The 18,279-nt window shown below is 67.8% G+C and carries 16 protein-coding genes; 2 read left to right on the top strand and 14 right to left on the bottom strand.

Going from position 1 to position 18,279, the window contains the following annotated elements; genetic code table 11:
• Positions 1-112 precede the first annotated feature (112 nt).
• From AC3IFE_RS19375 to AC3IFE_RS19360, 4 genes are all read right to left on the bottom strand, one after another.
• The gene (locus AC3IFE_RS19375) at positions 113-1,999 is read right to left on the bottom strand and encodes a feruloyl-CoA synthase (protein ID WP_489191614.1); all 1,887 of its coding nucleotides are present in this window, start codon (positions 1,997-1,999) and stop codon (positions 113-115) included.
• A gap of 11 nt (positions 2,000-2,010) precedes the next feature.
• Entirely contained in the window at positions 2,011-3,459 is a 1,449-nt protein-coding gene (locus AC3IFE_RS19370; RefSeq protein WP_489191612.1) for an aldehyde dehydrogenase, read from the bottom strand.
• A gap of 71 nt (positions 3,460-3,530) precedes the next feature.
• Positions 3,531-4,361 (bottom strand): p-hydroxycinnamoyl CoA hydratase/lyase, encoded by an 831-nt coding sequence (locus AC3IFE_RS19365; protein WP_089470858.1) that lies wholly within the window; start codon positions 4,359-4,361, stop codon positions 3,531-3,533.
• Between the two features lie 234 nt (positions 4,362-4,595).
• The gene (locus tag AC3IFE_RS19360) at positions 4,596-5,132 is read right to left on the bottom strand and encodes a MarR family winged helix-turn-helix transcriptional regulator (protein ID WP_489191611.1); all 537 of its coding nucleotides are present in this window, start codon (positions 5,130-5,132) and stop codon (positions 4,596-4,598) included.
• A gap of 243 nt (positions 5,133-5,375) precedes the next feature.
• Between AC3IFE_RS19360 and AC3IFE_RS19355 the strand changes: the two genes are divergently transcribed.
• Positions 5,376-5,816: a hypothetical protein gene (locus AC3IFE_RS19355; RefSeq protein WP_489191610.1), complete on the top strand. Its 441-nt coding sequence runs from the start codon at positions 5,376-5,378 to the stop codon at positions 5,814-5,816.
• A gap of 115 nt (positions 5,817-5,931) precedes the next feature.
• On the opposite strand, the gene AC3IFE_RS19350 is transcribed toward AC3IFE_RS19355, so the two are convergent.
• The 8 genes from AC3IFE_RS19350 to AC3IFE_RS19315 all read right to left on the bottom strand — a co-directional run bounded on the left by AC3IFE_RS19350 (position 5,932) and on the right by AC3IFE_RS19315 (position 15,783).
• Positions 5,932-6,834 (bottom strand): SMP-30/gluconolactonase/LRE family protein, encoded by a 903-nt coding sequence (locus AC3IFE_RS19350; protein ID WP_489191608.1) that lies wholly within the window; start codon positions 6,832-6,834, stop codon positions 5,932-5,934.
• Positions 6,835-6,884: 50 nt separating this feature from the next.
• Positions 6,885-7,904: an L-arabinose ABC transporter permease AraH gene (gene araH, locus AC3IFE_RS19345; protein WP_089470861.1), complete on the bottom strand. Its 1,020-nt coding sequence runs from the start codon at positions 7,902-7,904 to the stop codon at positions 6,885-6,887.
• 30 nt (positions 7,905-7,934) lie between these two features.
• Positions 7,935-9,485 (bottom strand): L-arabinose ABC transporter ATP-binding protein AraG, encoded by a 1,551-nt coding sequence (araG, locus tag AC3IFE_RS19340; RefSeq protein WP_301737405.1) that lies wholly within the window; start codon positions 9,483-9,485, stop codon positions 7,935-7,937.
• Positions 9,486-9,505: 20 nt separating this feature from the next.
• Entirely contained in the window at positions 9,506-10,519 is a 1,014-nt protein-coding gene (locus AC3IFE_RS19335; protein ID WP_089470863.1) for an arabinose ABC transporter substrate-binding protein, read from the bottom strand.
• Between the two features lie 90 nt (positions 10,520-10,609).
• Complete coding sequence (locus AC3IFE_RS19330; RefSeq protein WP_089470864.1) at positions 10,610-11,539, bottom strand: Gfo/Idh/MocA family protein; 930 nt, start codon at positions 11,537-11,539, stop codon at positions 10,610-10,612.
• Positions 11,540-11,563: 24 nt separating this feature from the next.
• Positions 11,564-12,493, bottom strand: coding sequence for a dihydrodipicolinate synthase family protein (locus AC3IFE_RS19325; protein WP_489191607.1), 930 nt, complete (start codon positions 12,491-12,493; stop codon positions 11,564-11,566).
• 49 nt (positions 12,494-12,542) lie between these two features.
• On the bottom strand, positions 12,543-13,901 hold the full coding sequence (locus AC3IFE_RS19320; RefSeq protein ID WP_489191605.1) for an MFS transporter: 1,359 nt from the start codon (positions 13,899-13,901) through the stop codon (positions 12,543-12,545).
• A gap of 130 nt (positions 13,902-14,031) precedes the next feature.
• Positions 14,032-15,783, bottom strand: coding sequence for an IlvD/Edd family dehydratase (locus AC3IFE_RS19315; RefSeq protein WP_489191604.1), 1,752 nt, complete (start codon positions 15,781-15,783; stop codon positions 14,032-14,034).
• 114 nt (positions 15,784-15,897) lie between these two features.
• Between AC3IFE_RS19315 and AC3IFE_RS19310 the strand changes: the two genes are divergently transcribed.
• Positions 15,898-16,848, top strand: coding sequence for a LysR substrate-binding domain-containing protein (locus AC3IFE_RS19310; protein WP_089470868.1), 951 nt, complete (start codon positions 15,898-15,900; stop codon positions 16,846-16,848).
• Between the two features lie 87 nt (positions 16,849-16,935).
• Here AC3IFE_RS19310 and AC3IFE_RS19305 read toward each other — a convergent pair whose 3' ends face one another.
• A complete protein-coding gene (locus AC3IFE_RS19305) occupies positions 16,936-17,580 on the bottom strand; it encodes a glutathione S-transferase family protein (RefSeq protein WP_489191603.1) in 645 nt (214 codons plus the stop codon).
• A 28-nt stretch (positions 17,581-17,608) separates the two neighbouring features.
• Complete coding sequence (locus AC3IFE_RS19300; protein ID WP_489191602.1) at positions 17,609-18,085, bottom strand: OsmC family protein; 477 nt, start codon at positions 18,083-18,085, stop codon at positions 17,609-17,611.
• Positions 18,086-18,279: the final 194 nt, after the last annotated feature.

The raw sequence follows: 18,279 nt of genomic DNA, 5'->3' as shown, positions 1-18,279 counted from the left end.
GCCATTATCAGGCAACCTGATTCATTGGCCGCGAAAGTGCCTGCCGGTGTCGTGGCCGGCCGGTCGTCGTGCCTGCGTGTTGCTTACCGCTGCAACTGCTCGCGCGTGCTGCTTACGCGTAAATCACGTCGGGATCGCGCCGCGCCGGGTCGTACAGCGCGTCGATCGTCGCCGCGCGATGCTTCTGCACGGCCGCCTGGTTCAGCGAACCCTTGTCGGTCACTTCGCCGAGATCGAGCGACGGCGGCGTGTCGATCAGCCGGATCCGCGCGACGAACGTCGAACCGCCGCTCGCGTTGCGGTTCAGCGCGGCGAGCCACGTCGCGAACGCCGCGCGCACGGCCGGCGCGCGCAGCACGTCGGTCACGGACGCATCGGCCGGGAGCCCCGCCAGCGCCCGGCATGCGTCGACGCGCGGAAACACCAGCAAGCCGATGTCGTCGCGATTGATGCCGGTCACGACCACGTCCTGCACGTACGGCGCGCCGGTCGACACCGCGTTCGCGCGCAACGGCCCGACGCTGACGAACGTGCCGCTGCTCAGCTTGAAGTCCTCGGTCAGCCGCCCGTCGAACAGCAGCCCGAGTTCCGGACGCTCCGGATCGGCGAAGACGCCCGCGTCGCCGCTGCGGTAATAGCCTTCTTCGTCGAACACGTCGCGCGGATCGACGTCCGCATGCCAGTAGCCGCGCATCACGTTCGGCCCCTTGAAGCGCAGTTCGTGCTTGCCGCCGCACGGCACGAGCTTCGCGTCGCAGCCCGGCGCGGGCAGCCCGATATAGCCGGCGCGCATCAGCGGCCCGGTCGTGAACAGGCACGACGGCGACGCCTCCGTCATCCCGAGGCCGGCCATGATCCGGATGCGCTCGCCGCAATGCGCTTCGGTCACGCGGTCGAGCCGGTCCCACGCGGCCTGCGACAGCCCCGCGCCGCCGAAGAAATACAGCTTCACGCGCGAGAAGAACGTGTCGCGCAGTTCAGCATCGCGCTCCAGCGCGGCAGTCAGCTCTTCCCAGCCCTTCGGGACGTTGAAGTAGATCGTCGGCGCGATCTCGCGCAGGTTGCGCACGGTTTCGTCGAAGCGGCCGGGCATCGGGCGGCCGTCGTCGATATACAGCGTGCCGCCGTTGTACAGCGCGATGCCGAGATTGTGACTGCCGCCGAACGTGTGATTCCACGGCAGCCAGTCGACCAATACCGGCGGCTCGCGCGTGAGCTCCGGCATCGTCTGGCGCAGCATCTGCTGGTTGCTGCACAGCATCCGGTGCGTGGTCGGCACGGCCTTCGGCTGCTTCGTCGAACCGGACGTGAACAGGATCTTCGCGAGATGGTCGGGACCGACCGCCGCGTGGACCGCGTCGATCGTGCGCGGGACGGTGGCGAGCAGGCGCGACAGCGGCACCGCGCGACCCTCCGCATCGACATCGGCATCGCGCGCGACGATCAACGTCGCATCGGCCGGCAACGTCGCGTCGAGCGCACGCGCGAACGGCGCGCGCTCCGCGACGAACACCGCGCCCGGCCGCAGCACGCCGAGCGTGTGACGCAGCTTGCCGTAGTCGGTCGACACCAGCGAATACGCGGGCGAGATCGGCGAATACGGCACGCCGGCCAGCATCGCGGCGAACATCATCTGCAGATGCTCGAGATCGTTGCCGGACAGCACCGCGAGCGGACGCTCGGCCGACAGCCCGAGATCGGCGAGGCCCTGGCCGAGCGCGCGGGCGCGTTCGAGCATCTGCGCGTAGGTGATCTCGATCCAGCGGCCGTCGGCGCCGCGCCGTGCGGCCAGCACGCGGTCGGGGTGCGCCTGCGCGCCGCGCACGAGGCAGTCGGTCACGCGCGTCGGGTAGTCGCCAAGCGGTTCGCGCGAGCGCAGATACCACGTGCCGTCGGCCGCGCGGCGAATCTCGGCCGCGCCGACCGCGACGTCGGCCGCGCGATAGCGCACGGCGTCGGCGTGTTGCGCGACCTGAAGCGGCGCCTTCTCTGCATTCATCGTCGGCTCGCTCATATGGGATAGTGCCGCGGCGCGGTCTGCACGGTGATCCAGCGCAGCTCCGTGAATTCGGCGATCGACGCACGGCTGCCGAAGCGGCCGTAGCCGCTCGCCTTCGTGCCGCCGAACGGCATCTGCGCTTCGTCGTGCACGGTCGGCCCGTTGACGTGGCAGATCCCCGATTCGATCCGGCGCGCGACGGCCATCGCACGTGCGATATCGCGGCTGAACACGCTCGCCGACAGCCCGAACTCGCTGTCGTTCGCGAGCGCGACTGCTTCGTCGTCGCTGTCCGCGCGCAGGATCGCGACGACCGGCGCGAACGATTCCTCGCGGTACAGCCGCATGTCGCGCGTGACGCCGTCGACGATCGCCGGCTGCATCGTCGCGCCTTCCACGCGGCAGCCGAGCGGCAGTTGCGCGCCGAGCGCACGCGCATCCTCGACCAGCGACGCCGCGCGCGCGGCGGCCGACGCATCGACCATCGTGCCGAGCGGATGGCCGGCCAGCGGATCGCCGGCGACCAGCGTGCGCGCCTTCGCCGTCAGCCGCTCGACGAGCGCATCGGCGATCGGCCGCGCGGCGATCACGCGCTCGGTCGACATGCAGATCTGCCCCTGGTTGAAGAATGCGCCGAACGCGATCGCGTCGACGGCCGCATCGAGATCGGCATCGTCGAGCACGAGCACCGGCGCCTTGCCGCCGAGTTCGAGCAGTACGGGTTTCAGGTGCGCGGCCGCGTGGCGCGCGATGATCCGGCCGACGTGCGTCGAGCCGGTGAAGTTGATCCGCTTCACATGCGGATGCGCGATCATCCGCTCGACGAGTTCGGGCGCATCGGCCGCCGCGTGCGTGATCACGTTCACCACGCCCGCGCCGAGCCCCGCTTCGTCCAGCACCGCGCCGATCAGCGCATGCACGCCCGGGCACGCCTCGGACGCCTTCAGCACGACCGTGTTGCCGCACGCGAGCGGCATCGCCAGCGCACGCGTGCCGAGGATCACCGGCGCGTTCCACGGCGCGATGCCGAGCACCACGCCGCACGGCACGCGCATCGCGAGCGCGAGATTGCCCGGTACGTCGGACGGGATCACGTCGCCGGCGATCTGCGTCGTCATCGACGCGGCCTCGCGCAGCATGTTCGCCGCGAGCGTCGCGTTGAAGCCGAGCCAGCCGGGCGTCGCGCCCGTTTCGGCCACGCCCGTCGCGACGATCTCGTCGATGCGCGCGTCCATCAGGTCGGCCGCCTTCAGCAGCCGGCGGCGCCGCTCCGTCGGCGCAAGCGCCGCCCATGCGGGGAATGCGCGGTGCGCGGCGTCGATCGCCGCGTCGGCGTCGGCCACGCCGGCGGCCGGCGCGCGCGACGCAAGCGCGCCCGTCGCGGGGTTGAAGCGGTCGAAGGTGCGGCCGTCGCGGGCGTTGCACCGCTCGCCGCCGATCAGCATCCGTCTGTCGGTCATGTCGTCTCCTGCCTTGCCTGTCTCTTGCGATTACGCCGGCGGTGAAGCCGGCGGCTGCGTCCGCGCTTGTATCAGCGCTTGTATGCCTGCAGGCCCGGCTTGATCGTCTTGTCGTCGAGGAACTGCTTCAGACCCTGCTCGCGGCCGCGCTCCGGATCGCGCAGCTGCGCCTGGTCGAGCTTCGCATACAGGTAATCCTCGCACTGCTCCCACGTGAGTTCGCGCGAACGCTTGAAGCCGTGCTTCGCCGCGCGCAGCACGACCGGGTTCTTGTCCATCAGCCGCGCGGCGAGCGCGATCGTCGCGTCGCGCAGTTCGGCGAGCGGCACGCTGCTGTTCACGAGGCCCATCTCGGCCGCTTGCGCGCCGGTGAACGTATCGCCCGTCATGATGTAGTGCAGCGCGCGGCGGTGGCCGACCGTATCGGCCATCGCCTTGCTGACGAGGTTGCCCGGCGGGATGCCCCAGTTGATCTCCGACAGCCCGAACACCGCGTCGTCCGCCGCGATCGCGAGGTCGCACGCGACGAGCGGCGAGAACCCGCCGCCGAAACACCAGCCGTTCACCATCGCGATCGTCGGCTTGTTGTACATCCGCAGACGGCGCCACTGCCATTCCGACGCGTCGCGGCGCACCTTTTCCTGCAGCGCGTCGGAGCCGCCGTCGATCTCGCGGAAATATTCCTTCAGATCCATGCCGGCCGTCCACGCGGCGCCCGCGCCGGTCAGCACCAGCACCTTCGCCTCGTCGTCGAACTCGACCGCGTCGAGGACGTCCAGCATCTCCCGGTTCAGCGTCGGGCTCATTGCGTTGCGCTTCTCGGGGCGGTTCAGCGTGACCCACGCGATGCCGGCCTCCACTTTCACTTCAACGGTCTGCCAGCGATTGTCGTACTTGCTCATGTCTGTTCCTGTCGTTCGTTTCCAGTGCGATTCGGTGCGCAGCGTTCCTGCTGCGGACGGCTTCATTTAATATCAGGCTACCTGATATTGCAAGCGGCACGAGCGCCGGTGTAAACCCGGAGCGGAACGCGGAGAAAGCGGGGGGAAATCAGGGAGCGGTGGGGCGGCCGTCGATGGCGCGTACGAAGCGCGCGCGGGCCTGGCGGGCCCGCGTCGTGAACATGCGGGAAGCGGTCAGCCGCGCAGGTTGCGGGAGAACAGTTCGAGCGCGCGCTGCACGTGCGCGGCGTCGTCGGCCGGGATGTCGCCGAGCATGCGCGCCTCCAGCGGGCGCAGCACGGCTTCGCATTCGCGCAGCATCGCCGCGCCCGCGTCGGTCAGCGTCAGCAGGATGATGCGGCCGTGCGACGGGTCGGCTTCGCGCGTGACGAAACCGCGGGCGGCCATCACGCTCATCACTTCGTTCGCCGATTGCGGCGTGATCAACGAGCGCTCGGCCAACTGCGCGTTCGACGATGCGCCGCGCGCTTCGAGCACCGACAGCGCCGTGTATTGCGCGAGCGTGATGCCGAGCGGCGCGAGCGCGTCGGTCATGTGGCGGCGCAGCAGCCGGTCGAGGCCGCCGATCACGTAGGTCAGGCGCTGTTGCACGCGCGGCTTCGGTTTGTCGCCCGGGGTGCGGGCGTTCTTCGCGGGGTTCTTCACGGCGCCTGCCGTGGCGCTCGTCGCGGCGTTTTTCGGTTTCGCGGGCTTGGTCGGAGTGGAACTCATGGCGCGGACTGGGAGGAATTGCGGGCCATCTTACCAGCAGGTCGGGGGGCGAACGCATAGTCGCGCCATCACGCTCTGTGTCCCTCCATGTTCTCAGTTGCCTCGTATAAGTACGAAATTATCGGTCGGCACACTAATTAAATTACCAAAAACAATCGATTCTCATCTTGAAAACGATTCATCATTTCACGATGGGGTAAAAGAACAGCTTCAACCAAATCTTCACCGGGTGGAGTGATTGCGATGCTAGAACCAACAATGGCTAACATAGGACGAAATACGCAGACCGGCCTCCGCCGAATCGCTGGGTTAGCTATTCTCGTATTTTTTCTGATTGGCTTTTCCATTCATATGACCAGGCCAAATTATCGTCGGTGTGATTTTTTTGAAAAAGAACTGAATGGAGGGAAGAAAGAATTTGGAGGCGCCGAATATTACGCAAAATTGTGTGGGGTGAATATTCGGAATGGGCATGAAGTGAGACTTCAGCTTTTTGATGGAACTGGGGAATTGCGCGCTCAACGCTATTTTTCATACTACGTAAATTCGGCAACTGAACGAGAACTGGCAGATGGTGTCGGCGGAATCGTATATTACGATAGCTCGAGCAGTGATGTGATGCAGTTGCTCGCGATTCCGCCTACCAAATGGGATTGGATTCGCGCCCGACTACCTTTATTTTAATTGTAGTGATCGTGTGCAAAAGAAAAGCCCCCGAACCTTCACAAGCCGGGGGCTTTCGTCATTCTGCGCCACTTCGGGTTGCCAGCCGATAGAACCTGTCGTCCATACCCACCATTCATCCAGTACGTGCCCCCGCAAACCGCGCCGTCGGCAGCCCCGCGTAGCGCGTTTGCGCGACGAACACACCACCCGCGTGCGCGTCGCTCGCCAGCGCGTCATCGCTCAGGTCAACACGTGCACTCGTCACATACAACCTGCCTTCACCGTCGATCGCAACGCAGCTCGGCTGCGCAGTCGGCACTTCGACGCGATCCGTCTCGACCCCGTCCGGCCCATAACGCACCACCCTTCGCCCGCCCCACTGCGCATTCCACAGCCCGCCGTCACGATCGACGATCGAGCCGTCCGGATCGCCGTCCGCATCGGTCAGCCGCGCGAACGGCCGCACGTTGGCCACATCGCCGCCCGCACGGTAATCGCACACGAAAATCTCGCGCACCAGCGAATCGCAGAAATACATCTTCGACCCATCCGGCGAGAACCCGATGCTGTTCGCGATCGCGGCCGGCGGCAACGCAAGCCGTTCGAGCGTGAGATCCGGATTGAGCCGATAGAACCCGCCGACCGCGCGCGGCGGCTCGGCGCCTTCGTCCTTCATCCCGAACACGAATGCGCCGGCCCCGTCGCAGCGCCCGTCGTTCAGCCGCGTCGGCAGATCGGGCTCGACGTCGACGATCCTTCTGAACGCGCCGGTGCGCAGGTCAAAGAACGCGAGATGCGTCGCGAGCCCGACGAGCAGCACGTCCGGATCGTCGGTCAGCGCGAAGCACGCGAGCCGCTCGGGCATCGCCCACTGCGCGAGGTCCGAACCGTCCGCGCGGCAGCGCCACAGCCGCGCGCCTTCGATGTCGACCCAGTACAGCGCGTGCGTCCTGTCGCACCACGTCGCGCCTTCGCCGAGCGTGTTGCGGCTGTCGGCCAGCAGCGTCGCCGACGCGGCCGGATGAGTCTGTTGCATGCCGTCTCCCGATATTCGTCGTCTATACAGGCTGCCGCGCGGGATCGAAGTCAGATCTTCATCGCGCGCCGCTGGTTGCGACGATACTGGTCGAACAGCACCGCGAGCAACAGAATTCCGCCGCGTATCAGATATTGGTAAAAGGTCGGCACGTTCAGCAGGCTCATCGCGTCCTGCACGGAGCCCATGATCAGCACACCGACCAGCACGCCGGAAATCGTCGCGACGCCGCCGGTCAGCGACACGCCGCCGAGCACGCACGCGGAAATCACGCCAAGCTCGAGGCCGACCGACGTCTTCGGGTCGCCGAGGCTCATCCGCGACGCGAGCATCACGCCGGCGAAGCCGGTCACGAGCCCCTGCAGCACGAACACCGTGATCTTGATGCGCATCACCGGCAGCCCCGCGAGCAGCGCGGCTTCGCCGTTGCCGCCGACGGCCAGCACGTTCTTGCCGAACACCGTCTTGCGCAGCAGGAAACCGAACACGACGAAGCCGACGATGTTGCTCCAGATCGGATACGAGATACCGAGGAACGACCCGCCGCCGAGATCGAAGAAGCGCTCTTCCGAGATCATCACCGCGTCGCCGTTCGACGTGATGAACGCGAGCCCGCGCACGACTTCCATCATCGCGAGCGTGACGATCAGCGAGTTGATCCGCCAGCGCGCGATCAGCACGCCGTTCACGAGCCCGACCGCGCCGCCCGCCAGCACGCCGCCCGCGATACCGAGCACGACGCTGTGCGTCGCGGTGATCAGCGTCGAGGCGACCACGCCCGAAAAAGCGACGATCGATGCAACCGACAGATCGACCTCGCCGAGCGCGAGCACGAACATCATCGTCACCGCGATCGAGCCGATCAGCGTGACCGACAGCAGCAGGCCCTGGATGTTGCGGGAAGTGAGGAAGTCCGGCACGGTCAGCGACAGCGCCGCGAACAGCACCACAAACACCATCACGATGCCGGAGCGGTTGATCACCTGCCATAGGCCGCCACGCGGGCGCGCGGGCACGGCGGGCGTATCCGGGGAGGGGGAAGTACGTTGGGGTTGCATTGCCTGGCTCATAACGTTTGCTTTCCGGTTGACTGCGGGCCGCTAGCGCGGCAGCGCGAGCTTGATCAGCGCGTCGGGCGTCGCGTGCGCCTTCTCGACTTCGCCCGCGATCCGTCCTTCCTTCATCACGATGACCCGGTCCGACACGCCGATCACCTCGGCCAGATCGCTCGACACGAGGATCACCGTGCGGCCCGCTTCCGCGAGTTCGTAGAACAGGTTGTAGATTTCCGCGCGCGCGCCGACGTCGATGCCGCGCGTCGGCTCGTCCATCAGGAACACGTCGATGCGCTCGGCCAGCCAGCGCGCGAGCACGACCTTCTGCTGGTTGCCGCCCGACAGCGCGCCGATCGGCGTTTCGCCGTCGCGGGTCTTGATCGCGAGGCGCTCGATGTATTTCTGCGCGAGCTCGCGTTCGCGTCGCCCGTCGAGCAGCATGCGCGCCGGGCTGAAATGACGGCGCGCGCTGATGTTCAGGTTGTCGGCCACCGACGCGATCGCGACGATGCCTTCGTGCTTGCGGTCTTCCGGGCACAGCGCGATGCCGGCGCGCACCGCGTCGCGCGGGCTGCCGAACGCCACGCGCTTGCCGTTCAGCTCGACATGCCCGGCGCTCGGCCGCACCGCGCCGTACAGCAGCTTCATCAGCTCCGAGCGGCCCGCGCCGACGAGCCCGAAGAAGCCGACGATCTCGCCGCGCCGCGCGGTGAACGACACGGGCTCGGCCAGCCCCGGCCCCGTCAGCCCCTTCGCTTCGATCAGCACGTCGCCGGCCGGGCGCGGCCGATAGCCGTACACGTCCTCGATCGAACGGCCGACCATGCAGCCGATCAGCCGGTCGCGGTCGAGATCGGCGACGGAATCGAACGTGTCGATGCGGCGGCCGTCGCGAAACACCGTCACGCGGTCGCACAGTTCGTACACTTCCTCCATCCGGTGCGTGACGTAGATGATCGCGCGGCCTTCCGCGCGCAGCGCGCGGATGATCCGGAACAGTTGCGTGGTTTCGCGCGCGGACAGCGAGCTCGTCGGCTCGTCGAACGCGATCACGCGCGCGTCGCGCATCAGCGCCTTGCCGATCTCGATCATCTGGCGCTGGCCGATCGACAGATATTTCACCGGGATGCCCGGATCGATGTGCTCGCCGAGCCGCTCCAGCGCATCGAGCGCGCGCGCGGCGAGCGTACGCTCGTCGACCACGCCGAGCCGGCTCGGCAACTGCCCGAGCATCAGGTTTTCCGCGACCGTCAGCTCGGGCACCAGATGCAGCTCCTGGTAGATGATCGCGATGCCGGCCTCGAGCGCCGCGCGCGTCGACGCGAAGCGCTGCTCGGCTCCGTTCAGCGTCAGCGTGCCGGCCTGCGGCTGGTTCACGCCGGACAGCACCTTCAGCAGCGTCGATTTCCCCGCGCCGTTCTCGCCCATCAGCCCGTGCACTTCGCCTGCGCGCACCGACAGCGACACCGCGTCGAGCGCACGCACGCCCGGAAACGTCACGGTGATGCCGTCGAGCGCAAGCAGCGGGCCGTCCGGCGGCGACATGCCCGCTTCGGCGTCGTGGCCGGGCACGGCCGTCATCGTCTGCATCGTCATCGCGTTCTCGCCTCGCCCGCTCAGATACCGAGTTCGGCGCGCACGGCCTGCCAGTTCGCGCGCGTCATCAGCTTGCCGCTCGTCTGCGTGTCGGCCGGCGGCATCTTGCCGTTACGGATCCAGTCGACGAGGTTCTGCGTGCTTTCCTTGCCGTGGTTCGTCGAGCTGACCGCGATCGTCCCGTAGAAGCCGGTCGGCTCCTTCTTCTGGAATTCGGCGAACGCCTCGCCCGCGCCGTTGATGCCGACGCCGATCACGTCGGCCGCCGGGATGTGCAGCTGTTCCGTCGCGCGCACCGCGCCGAGCACGGTTTCCTCGTTCAGCGCGTAGATCACCCATTTCTTCACGTTCGGATGGCGAGCGAGCACCGGTGCGGCCGCGCTGAAGCCGCCTTCGTCGTCGGTCGTCTTCTGCGGCGCGTCGAAGATGTTCTCCTTGCGGAAGCCGTTCGCGAGCAGCGCCTGCGTCGCGCCGTCGGTGCGCAGCTTCGCGGTCGGCAGCTCGTAGTTCGTGATGCGCAGCGCGCCGACTTCCTCCGGCTTCCAGCCGCGCCGCTTCATCTCGTCGGAGATCGCCTGGCCGACCTGGTTGCCGATCTTGGTCGCCGACATCCCGAGGTGCGGCACGTTCGGCAGCGGCTTGCCGCTCGAATCGACGAGCTGGTCGTCGACGGTCACGAACTTCATGTTGTAGCGCTTCGCACGCGACGCGATCGCCGGCCCCAGGCGCACGTCCGGCGCGCAGATCACGAAGCCCTGCGCGCCTTGCGAGCCGAGATTGTCGATCGCGGCCAGCACCTTCTCGCCGTCCGGCGTGCCGATCTTCACGACCGAGAAGTTCTCCTTCTGGCCGAGCGCGGACGCCGCGTTCTGCTCGTTGATGAACCACGCCTGCTCGGGCATCTTGACGAGGAAGCCGATCTTCAGCGGCGCGTCGGCATGCGCGGCGCCCGTCATCCCGAGCGGCGCGATGCAAAGCGCGGCCAGCAGCGCGCGCAGGGTGTGTCGACGGATCGTGTGAGTCGTGCGGTTCATGGGTGTCTCCTTGGTATCGGCTGATGCCGTGATGCGTGTCGAAATATCAATCACTCGTCGCGTGCGCTTCATGCCGAAGCGCACGCAGGTTCAGCGGCCGAACGCGTCGGTCTGCACGCGCCGGCCGAACAGGAAGGCGTCGGCGACGAGCCGCAGCGGCCTCACGTCGACGTCGCTTTCGCCACGCGCGATCAACGCATGGAAATGCGCATACAGCGCCGGGTACTCGCGCTCCGGCCCGATCTCGACCGGCTCGCCCGCGATCGACAATTGCGCGCCGCCGCGGCTGATCGCGAGCACGCCGTCGGCCGTGTCGACCGCGATCTCCCATTGTTCGACCGGGCCGTGCCGCCAGTCGAATTCCGCGCGCACCGGCACGCCGTCGGTATCCGCGCAATCGAGTTCGGCCGCGATCGGCATCTGCGCGTCGCTCGGTACGATCAGCGTCGCCTCGCGCAGCACGAGCTCGCGCGGCAGGATGCGCGTGACGATCGACAGCGCGTTGATGCCCGGATCGAACACGCCGAGACCGCCCGGCTCCCAGATCCACTGCTGCCCCGGATGCCAGCGCCGCACGTCTTCCTTCCAGCGCACCTGCACCGCTCGGATCGTGCGCGTGGCGAGCCATGCACGCGCCGGCTCGACCGCGCTCGCGCAGCGCGAATGCCAGGTCGCGAACAGCGTGAGGCCGCGCTCGCGCGCGAGCGCGTCCAGCGCGGCCACTTCGCCGAGCGTGGCGCCCGGCGGCTTCTCGAGCATCACGTGCTTGCCGGCTTCGAGCGCCGCGCGCGCCTGCGCGTAGCGCACCTGCGGCGGCGCGCACAGCGATACCGCGTCGAGCTCGGGCTCGGCCGCCAGCAGCGCATTCAGATCCGGATAATTGCGCACGCCGTTGACTTCCGCGTGACGGCTCGCGCAGGCAGTCAGCGCGAAGCCCGGTTCGGCGGCGATCGCCGGCAAATGCTGGTCGCGCGCGATCTTGCCGATCCCGATCACGCCCAGCGAAATCACCTTGCTCATTTGCGTTTCTCCTTCGCCATTCGCTCAGCGCGCCCAGCGCAGCACGAGCGGATCGAGCCGGCGCGCGATCGCGAGCAATTCCGCGCGCGTGTCCGGGTGCAGTTCCGGCATCGGATGCCGCGGCCGCTCGCACGCAATCACGCCACCTTCGCGCATCAGCGCCTTCGCGGTGAGGATCCCGGACTGGCGGTTCTCGTGATTGATCAGCGGCAGCCACGCCTGGTAATGCGCGAACGCATCGTCGTGGCGGCCGTCGCGCCATGCTTCGAGGATCGGCCGGATGCCGTCGGGGAAGCCGCCGCCCGTCATCGCGCCGGTCGCACCCGCATGGAGATCGGCGAGCAGCGTGATCGCCTCCTCGCCGTCCCACGGCCCCTCGATCGCGTCGCCGCCGAGCCGGATCAGCTCGCGCAGCTTGGTCGCGGCGCCCGGCGTCTCGATCTTGAAGTACGCGACCTGCTCGATCTCGCGGGCCATTCGCGCGAGGAACGGCGCGGACAGCGGCGTGCCGCTCGCCGGCGCGTCCTGGATCATGATCGGGATGTCGATCGCATCGGACACGCGCGCGAAGAAATCGAAGATCTGCGCTTCGGGCACGCGGAACGTCGCGCCGTGATACGGCGGCATCGCCATCACCATCGCCGCGCCGAGCTGCTGCGCGCGCAGGCTGCGCGCCGCGCAGATCCGCGTGCTGTAGTGCGAGGTCGTGACGATCACCGGCACGCGGCCGGCGACGTGTTCGAGGATCGTGCGGGTGAGCACGTCGCGTTCGTCGTCGGTGATCGCGAACTGCTCGGAGAAGTTCGCGAGGATGCACAGCCCGTCCGAGCCGGCGTCGATCATGAAATCGACCGCGCGCTTCTGGCTCGCGAGGTCGAGCTCGCCGGTGTCGGAAAACGTCGTCGGAACGACGGGGAAGATGCCGCGATAGCGCGGTGTGCTGCTCGATGTCATGGTGGGTCCTGCGTCAGTCGAATCGGCGTTCAGCCGGAAAACAAGGCGTTCAGGATTCGCGGGCGAACGCGCCCGCGGCCGGCTCGGGCGCGCGCAGCGCGGCCCGGACCACGAACGTCATCAGCACCGCGAACAGCAGCGTCGCCGCGAGAAAGTACAGGCCGGCCGCGAGGCTGCCGGTCGATGCCTTGATCAGCCCGATCCCGTACGGCCCGACGTAGCCGCCGAGATTCGCGAGCGAGTTGATCGCGGCGATGCCGACCGCGGCGCTCGTGCCGGCCAGGAATTCGCCGGGCAGCGCCCACACGACGGCCTGGATCGAATAGAGCGAGAACGCGGTCAGGCAGATGAACAGGAATTGCAGCGCCGGCTGCCGCACCCACGCGCTCGCGGCCATCGTCGCGGCGGCGGCCGCCGACACGACGACGATGTGCCAGTAGCGCTCGCGCTTGCGGTCCGAATGGCGCGGCACGACGAGCAGGCCGACCACCGCGAACAGGTAGGGCACGGCGGACAGCAGGCCGGTCGTCGCATCGCCGGCGCCGAACGCGTGGATGATCGTCGGCAGCCACAGCGACAGCCCGTAGATGCACAGCGGAAACGGCAGGAACAGCGCGGCGAGCAGCAGCACGCGGCGGTCGCGCAACGCGGCGAGCGGATGGCGGTGCGAATCGGGGCGATAGGCGTCGCGGTCGGCGGCGAGCTGCCGCGCGATCCAGCGGCGTTCGTCGTCGTTCAGCCAGCGCGCATGCGCGGGCGATTCGGGCAACAGCCGCAGCGTCGGCCACGCGAGCAGCACGGCCGGCAAGCCGCTGACGACGAACAGCGTCTGCCAGTCCGACAGGCCGAACCACCCGTGCGTCGACAGCAGCCATCCGGCGAGCGGGCCGGTCACGATACCGGCGAGCGGTTGCGCGAGCACGAGCAGGCCGATCACGCGGGCGCGATCGCGCATCGGGAACCATTGCGTGAGGAAGTAGAGGATGCCGGGATAGAGGCCGGCTTCGGCCGCGCCGAGCAGGAAGCGCAGCACGTAGAAGCTGGTCGGCCCATGCACGAGCGCCATCGCCATCGTGATCGCACCCCACGTCGCGAGGATGCGCGCGAACCACACGCGTGCGCCGAAGCGGCCGAGCGCGAGGTTGCTCGGCACTTCGCACAGGAAGTAGCCGATGAAGAACAGTCCGGCGCCGAGCCCGTACGCGGCGTCGCCAAGGCCGATCGCGGCGTTCATGTGAAGCTTCGCGAAGCCGACGACGGTACGGTCGACGTACGCGACCACGTAGATCAGCGCGAGGAACGGCACCAGCTTGCGCGTGAGCAGGCGGGTCAGTTGCCGTTCGTCGACGGCTGCCGGCGAATCGGACTGTTCCGCCGCGGCCTGCGCGGGCGTGTACTGCGTCGTCATCTTGTCTCCTGTCGGTGTGCGTCAGCGCTTTGGCGTTACGCACACCCCATCCTTCGCGGTCGGCCCACGTCAGCGCTTCAACGCCGACGCGGGCCGTATCTCTGCACAACCGGCGATGACCGCCTGCCTATCAATGCGAATGGCTCGGCACGTCCGCGCCGCGCATGCCGACCAGGAAGTCGAGGTCGCACCCCTCGTCGGCCTGCAGCACGTGATCGATATACAGCCGCGCATAGCCGCCCTTGCCGAGCTGCCCCGCCACGCCGGGCGCGGCGGTCGGATCGACGTCGGACAGCCGGCGCTGCAGTTCTTCCTCCGTAATGTCGAGATGCAGCGTGCCGGCCTCGCAGTCGAGCTCGATCCAGTCGCCGTTGCGCACGGCCGCGAGCGGGCCGCCGGCCGCGGCTTCCGGCGCGACGTGCAGCACGACCGTGCCGTACGCGGTGCCGCTCATCCGCGCATCGGAAATCCGCACCATGTCCTTCACGCCCTGGCGCAGCAGCTTCGGCGGCAGCCCCATGTTGCCGACCTCGGCCATGCCCGGATAACCGCGCGGCCCGCAATTCTTCAGCACCATCACCGAGCTCGCGTCGATGTCGAGCGCTTCGTCGTTGATCGTCGCCTTGTAGTGGTCGAGGTTCTCGAACACCACCGCGCGGCCGCGATGCTTGAGCAGCTCGGGGCTCGCCGCCGACGGTTTCAGCACCGCGCCGCGCGGCGCGAGATTGCCGCGCAGGATGCAGATGCCGCCGTCCGCGATCAGCGGCCGGTCGAGCGGGCGGATCACTTCGTCGTCGTAGTTCGGCGCTTCGCGCACGTTGTCCCACAGCGACTTGCCGTTCACCGTCAGCGCGTCCGGGTGCGGCAGCAGCCCGCCTTCGCCGAGCCGGCGCAGCACGGCCGGCAGCCCGCCCGCGTAATAGAACTCCTCCATCAGGAAGCGCCCCGACGGCATCAGGTCGACGATCGTCGGCGTGTCGCGGCCGATGCGCATCCAGTCTTCCAGTTCGAGCGGCACGCCGATGCGGCCGGCGATCGCCTTCAGGTGAATCACCGCATTGGTCGAGCCACCGATCGCCGCGTTCGTGCGGATCGCGTTCTCGAACGCCGCGCGCGTCAGGATCTTCGACAGCACGAGCCCTTCGAGCGCCATCTCGACGATGCGGATGCCCGACATGTGCGCGAGCACGTAGCGGCGCGAATCGACGGCCGGAATCGCCGCGTTGTGCGGCAGCGCGACGCCGAGCGCCTCGGCCATGCACGCCATCGTCGACGCGGTGCCCATCGTGTTGCAGGTGCCGGCCGAGCGCGACATGCCGGCTTCGGCCGACAGAAAGTGATGCACGTCGATCTCGCCGGCCTTCAGCGCTTCGTGCAACTGCCACACGGCCGTGCCCGAACCGATGTTCTTGCCCTCGAGCTTGCCGTTCAGCATCGGGCCGCCCGACACGACGATCGCCGGCACGTCGCAGCTCGCCGCGCCCATCAGCAGCGCGGGCGTCGTCTTGTCGCAGCCGGCGAGCAGCACGACCGCGTCGATCGGGTTGCCGCGGATCGCTTCCTCGACGTCCATCGACGCAAGATTGCGCGTGAGCATCGCGGACGGCCGCAGGTTCGATTCGCCGTTCGAGAACACCGGGAACTCGACCGGGAAGCCGCCCGCTTCCGAGATCCCGCGCTTCACGTGCTCGGCGAGCTTGCGGAAGTGCGCGTTGCACGGCGTCAGTTCGGACCACGTGTTGCAGATGCCGATGATCGGCCGGCCGTCGAATTCGTGATCGGGAATGCCCTGGTTCTTCATCCAGCTCCGGTACATGAAGCCGTTCTTGTCGTTCGTGCCGAACCATTGAGCGGAACGCAGCCTGGGTTTTGTTGCCGACATCGTCAGTCCTGTGGTGACGGGATACCGGCGCAGTCTAGGCAGAATTTTGATAACTGGCTAATGACGATTTAGGCGATTACGATATCGATTCAGATATCGATATAAACCCGTACGATGACCGAAGCCAGCCCGTGGGGAAACCGCGCCCGCCTGAAGACGCGCCAGTTGCTGCTGCTCGTCGCGCTCGCCGACGAAGGCAGCATTCACCGCGCGGCGGCCGCGCTGAACATGACGCAGCCGGCCGCGTCGAAACTGCTGCGCGAGCTTGAGGAATCGATCGGCGCGGTGCTGTTCGAGCGGCTGCCGCGCGGGATGCGGCCGACGCTGTACGGCGACGCGCTGATCCGCCACGCGCGCGCGGCGCTCGGCAGCCTCGACCAGGCGCGCGAGGAGCTGGCCGCGCTGAAGGCCGGCCATCTCGGCCACGTGGCCGTGGGGGCGATCACGTCGCCGGGCTTGCGGCTCGTGCCGCCGGCCGTCGCCGCGGTGAAGGGCACGCACGCGGGCCTGCACGTGTCGGTCGAGATCGACACCAGCAACGTGCTGCTCGAACATCTCGCGCAGGAAAAGATCGACATCGTGCTTGGCCGGCTGTCCGCCGAACACGACAAGCTGCGCCTGCGCTACGAGCCGCTGACCGGCGAATCGGTGGCTACGGTCGTGCGGCCCGGCCACCCGCTGCTCGCGCAGGCACCGCTGTCGCTCGCGGACGTGCAGCGCGCCGCGTGGGTCGTCCCGCCGGCCGGCAGCGTGCTGCGCCACCGCTTCGAGCTCGTGTTCCAGCGCGCGAGCCTCGCGCCCCCGGCGAACGTCGTCGAGACGGCCGCGCTGCTGTTCATCACGCAACTGATCGAGCAGAGCGACATGATCGCGGTGCTCGCCGAGGACGTCGCGCACTACTACGCGCGGCACGGCATCGTCACCGTGCTGCCGCTGGAGATGGATTGCCGGATGGACGATTTCGGGCTCATCACGCGCACCGACCGGCTGCATTCGCCGGCCGTCGCGGTGATGGTCGATGCGATTCGGGCTGCGGCGCGGGAGGTGTACGGCGTCGCGCCGTGACGACACGGCGGCAATCGGGTTGCCGGATTGCCCTATCACCCGAAATGCATGCGCGCCGCCGCGGCGCGCATGCTGCCGCACTCGCGGTTACACCCACGGCGCCGCGAGCCCTTCCGTCTTCAACGCCCGCTGGATCGCCGGGCGCGCGAGCACCTGCTGCAGATAACCGCCGAGTACCGGCCGCTGGCGGGCCGGCGCCGCAAAACCGCGCGTCCAGCGGCACAGCATCAGCGCGCAAGGATCGAGCACCGTGTAGTGCGCACCGAGCAGCCACGGGCCGCCGCTCGTTTGCAGTTGCTTGTCGAGCTGATCCAGCAGCGTCGCGACCTTCGTCTCCGCATGCGCCTTGACCTGCGCGGCACCCGACGCATTGCCCGCATCGACCCAGCGCTCCGGATAGAAATACACGATCAGCGTCGCCTGCAGCGTGTTGGTGAGCCACATGAGCCACTTGTAGAACTGCGCACGTTCCGGTGTGCCGAGTTCAGGCGCAAGCCGCTGCTCGGGATGCGTATCGGCAAGATGCAGGCAGATCGCGGCGGTTTCGTACAGCACGAGATCGCCGTCGACCAGTACCGGGATGAGCCCGTTCGGATTCAGCGCGAGATAGTCGGGCGACTTGTGCTGGTCGTGCGTGCGGTCGACGTACGCGAGCTCGAACGGCTGGCCGATTTCTTCAAGCACGAAGTGCGGCGCCATGCTGGCATTGCCGGGGTAGTAGAACAGTTTCATCGTCGATTTCGTTTGGCGGGCGTCGGCGTCAGGCGGCGGCCCACTCGATCACCGGTTCGCAGCGAATCGGGAAGTTGACCGAATTCGCGATGTAGCACTGCGCATGCGCATCATGATGGAGATGCGCCGCCCGTTCGCGATCGTCGCCGGCCCGGATCGTCACCCGCGGCCGCAGCACGATTTCGGTGAAGCGCCCCGCTCCCGCGCCGTCGAGCATCGTGCCTTGCGCGTGGTCGACGTAGGCCAGCACGCGGATGCCGGCCTCGGAACACAGGTGCAGATACCAGAGCTTGTGACATGCCGACGCCGACGCGAGCAGCAAATCTTCGGGGTTCCAGCGCGCCGCGTCGCCGCGGAACGCCGGGTCCGACGAACCGGGGATATCCGGCTTGGAACCGGCTCGGATCACGTGATCGCGGCCGTACTCGCGATACCCCGACGTGCCGGTGCCGCGATTGCCCGTCCACTCCACTGCGACGCGATAGTGATGTTCGCTCGATGCCATCTCGCTCTCCATTGATGTCGGTTGCCTTGACCGGGCCGAGCGGGCCGGACGCCATTGCGTGAGACCCGCCGGTGGTCGCTATTCTGGCACCGGATCGTCGTTTGGTATACCATTATTCCAAATTGACGGAATACGCAAGCATGGAAGCCAAACTCGACTCCACCGCGGACGCGGTCGCCGCGTCGCTGCGCGAC

It is taken from the genome of Burkholderia sp. APQ4-4ca, from assembly GCF_057837105.1.
Note: the sequence above shows the minus strand (reverse complement) of the source record. Positions and strands in the feature narration are given on the sequence as shown.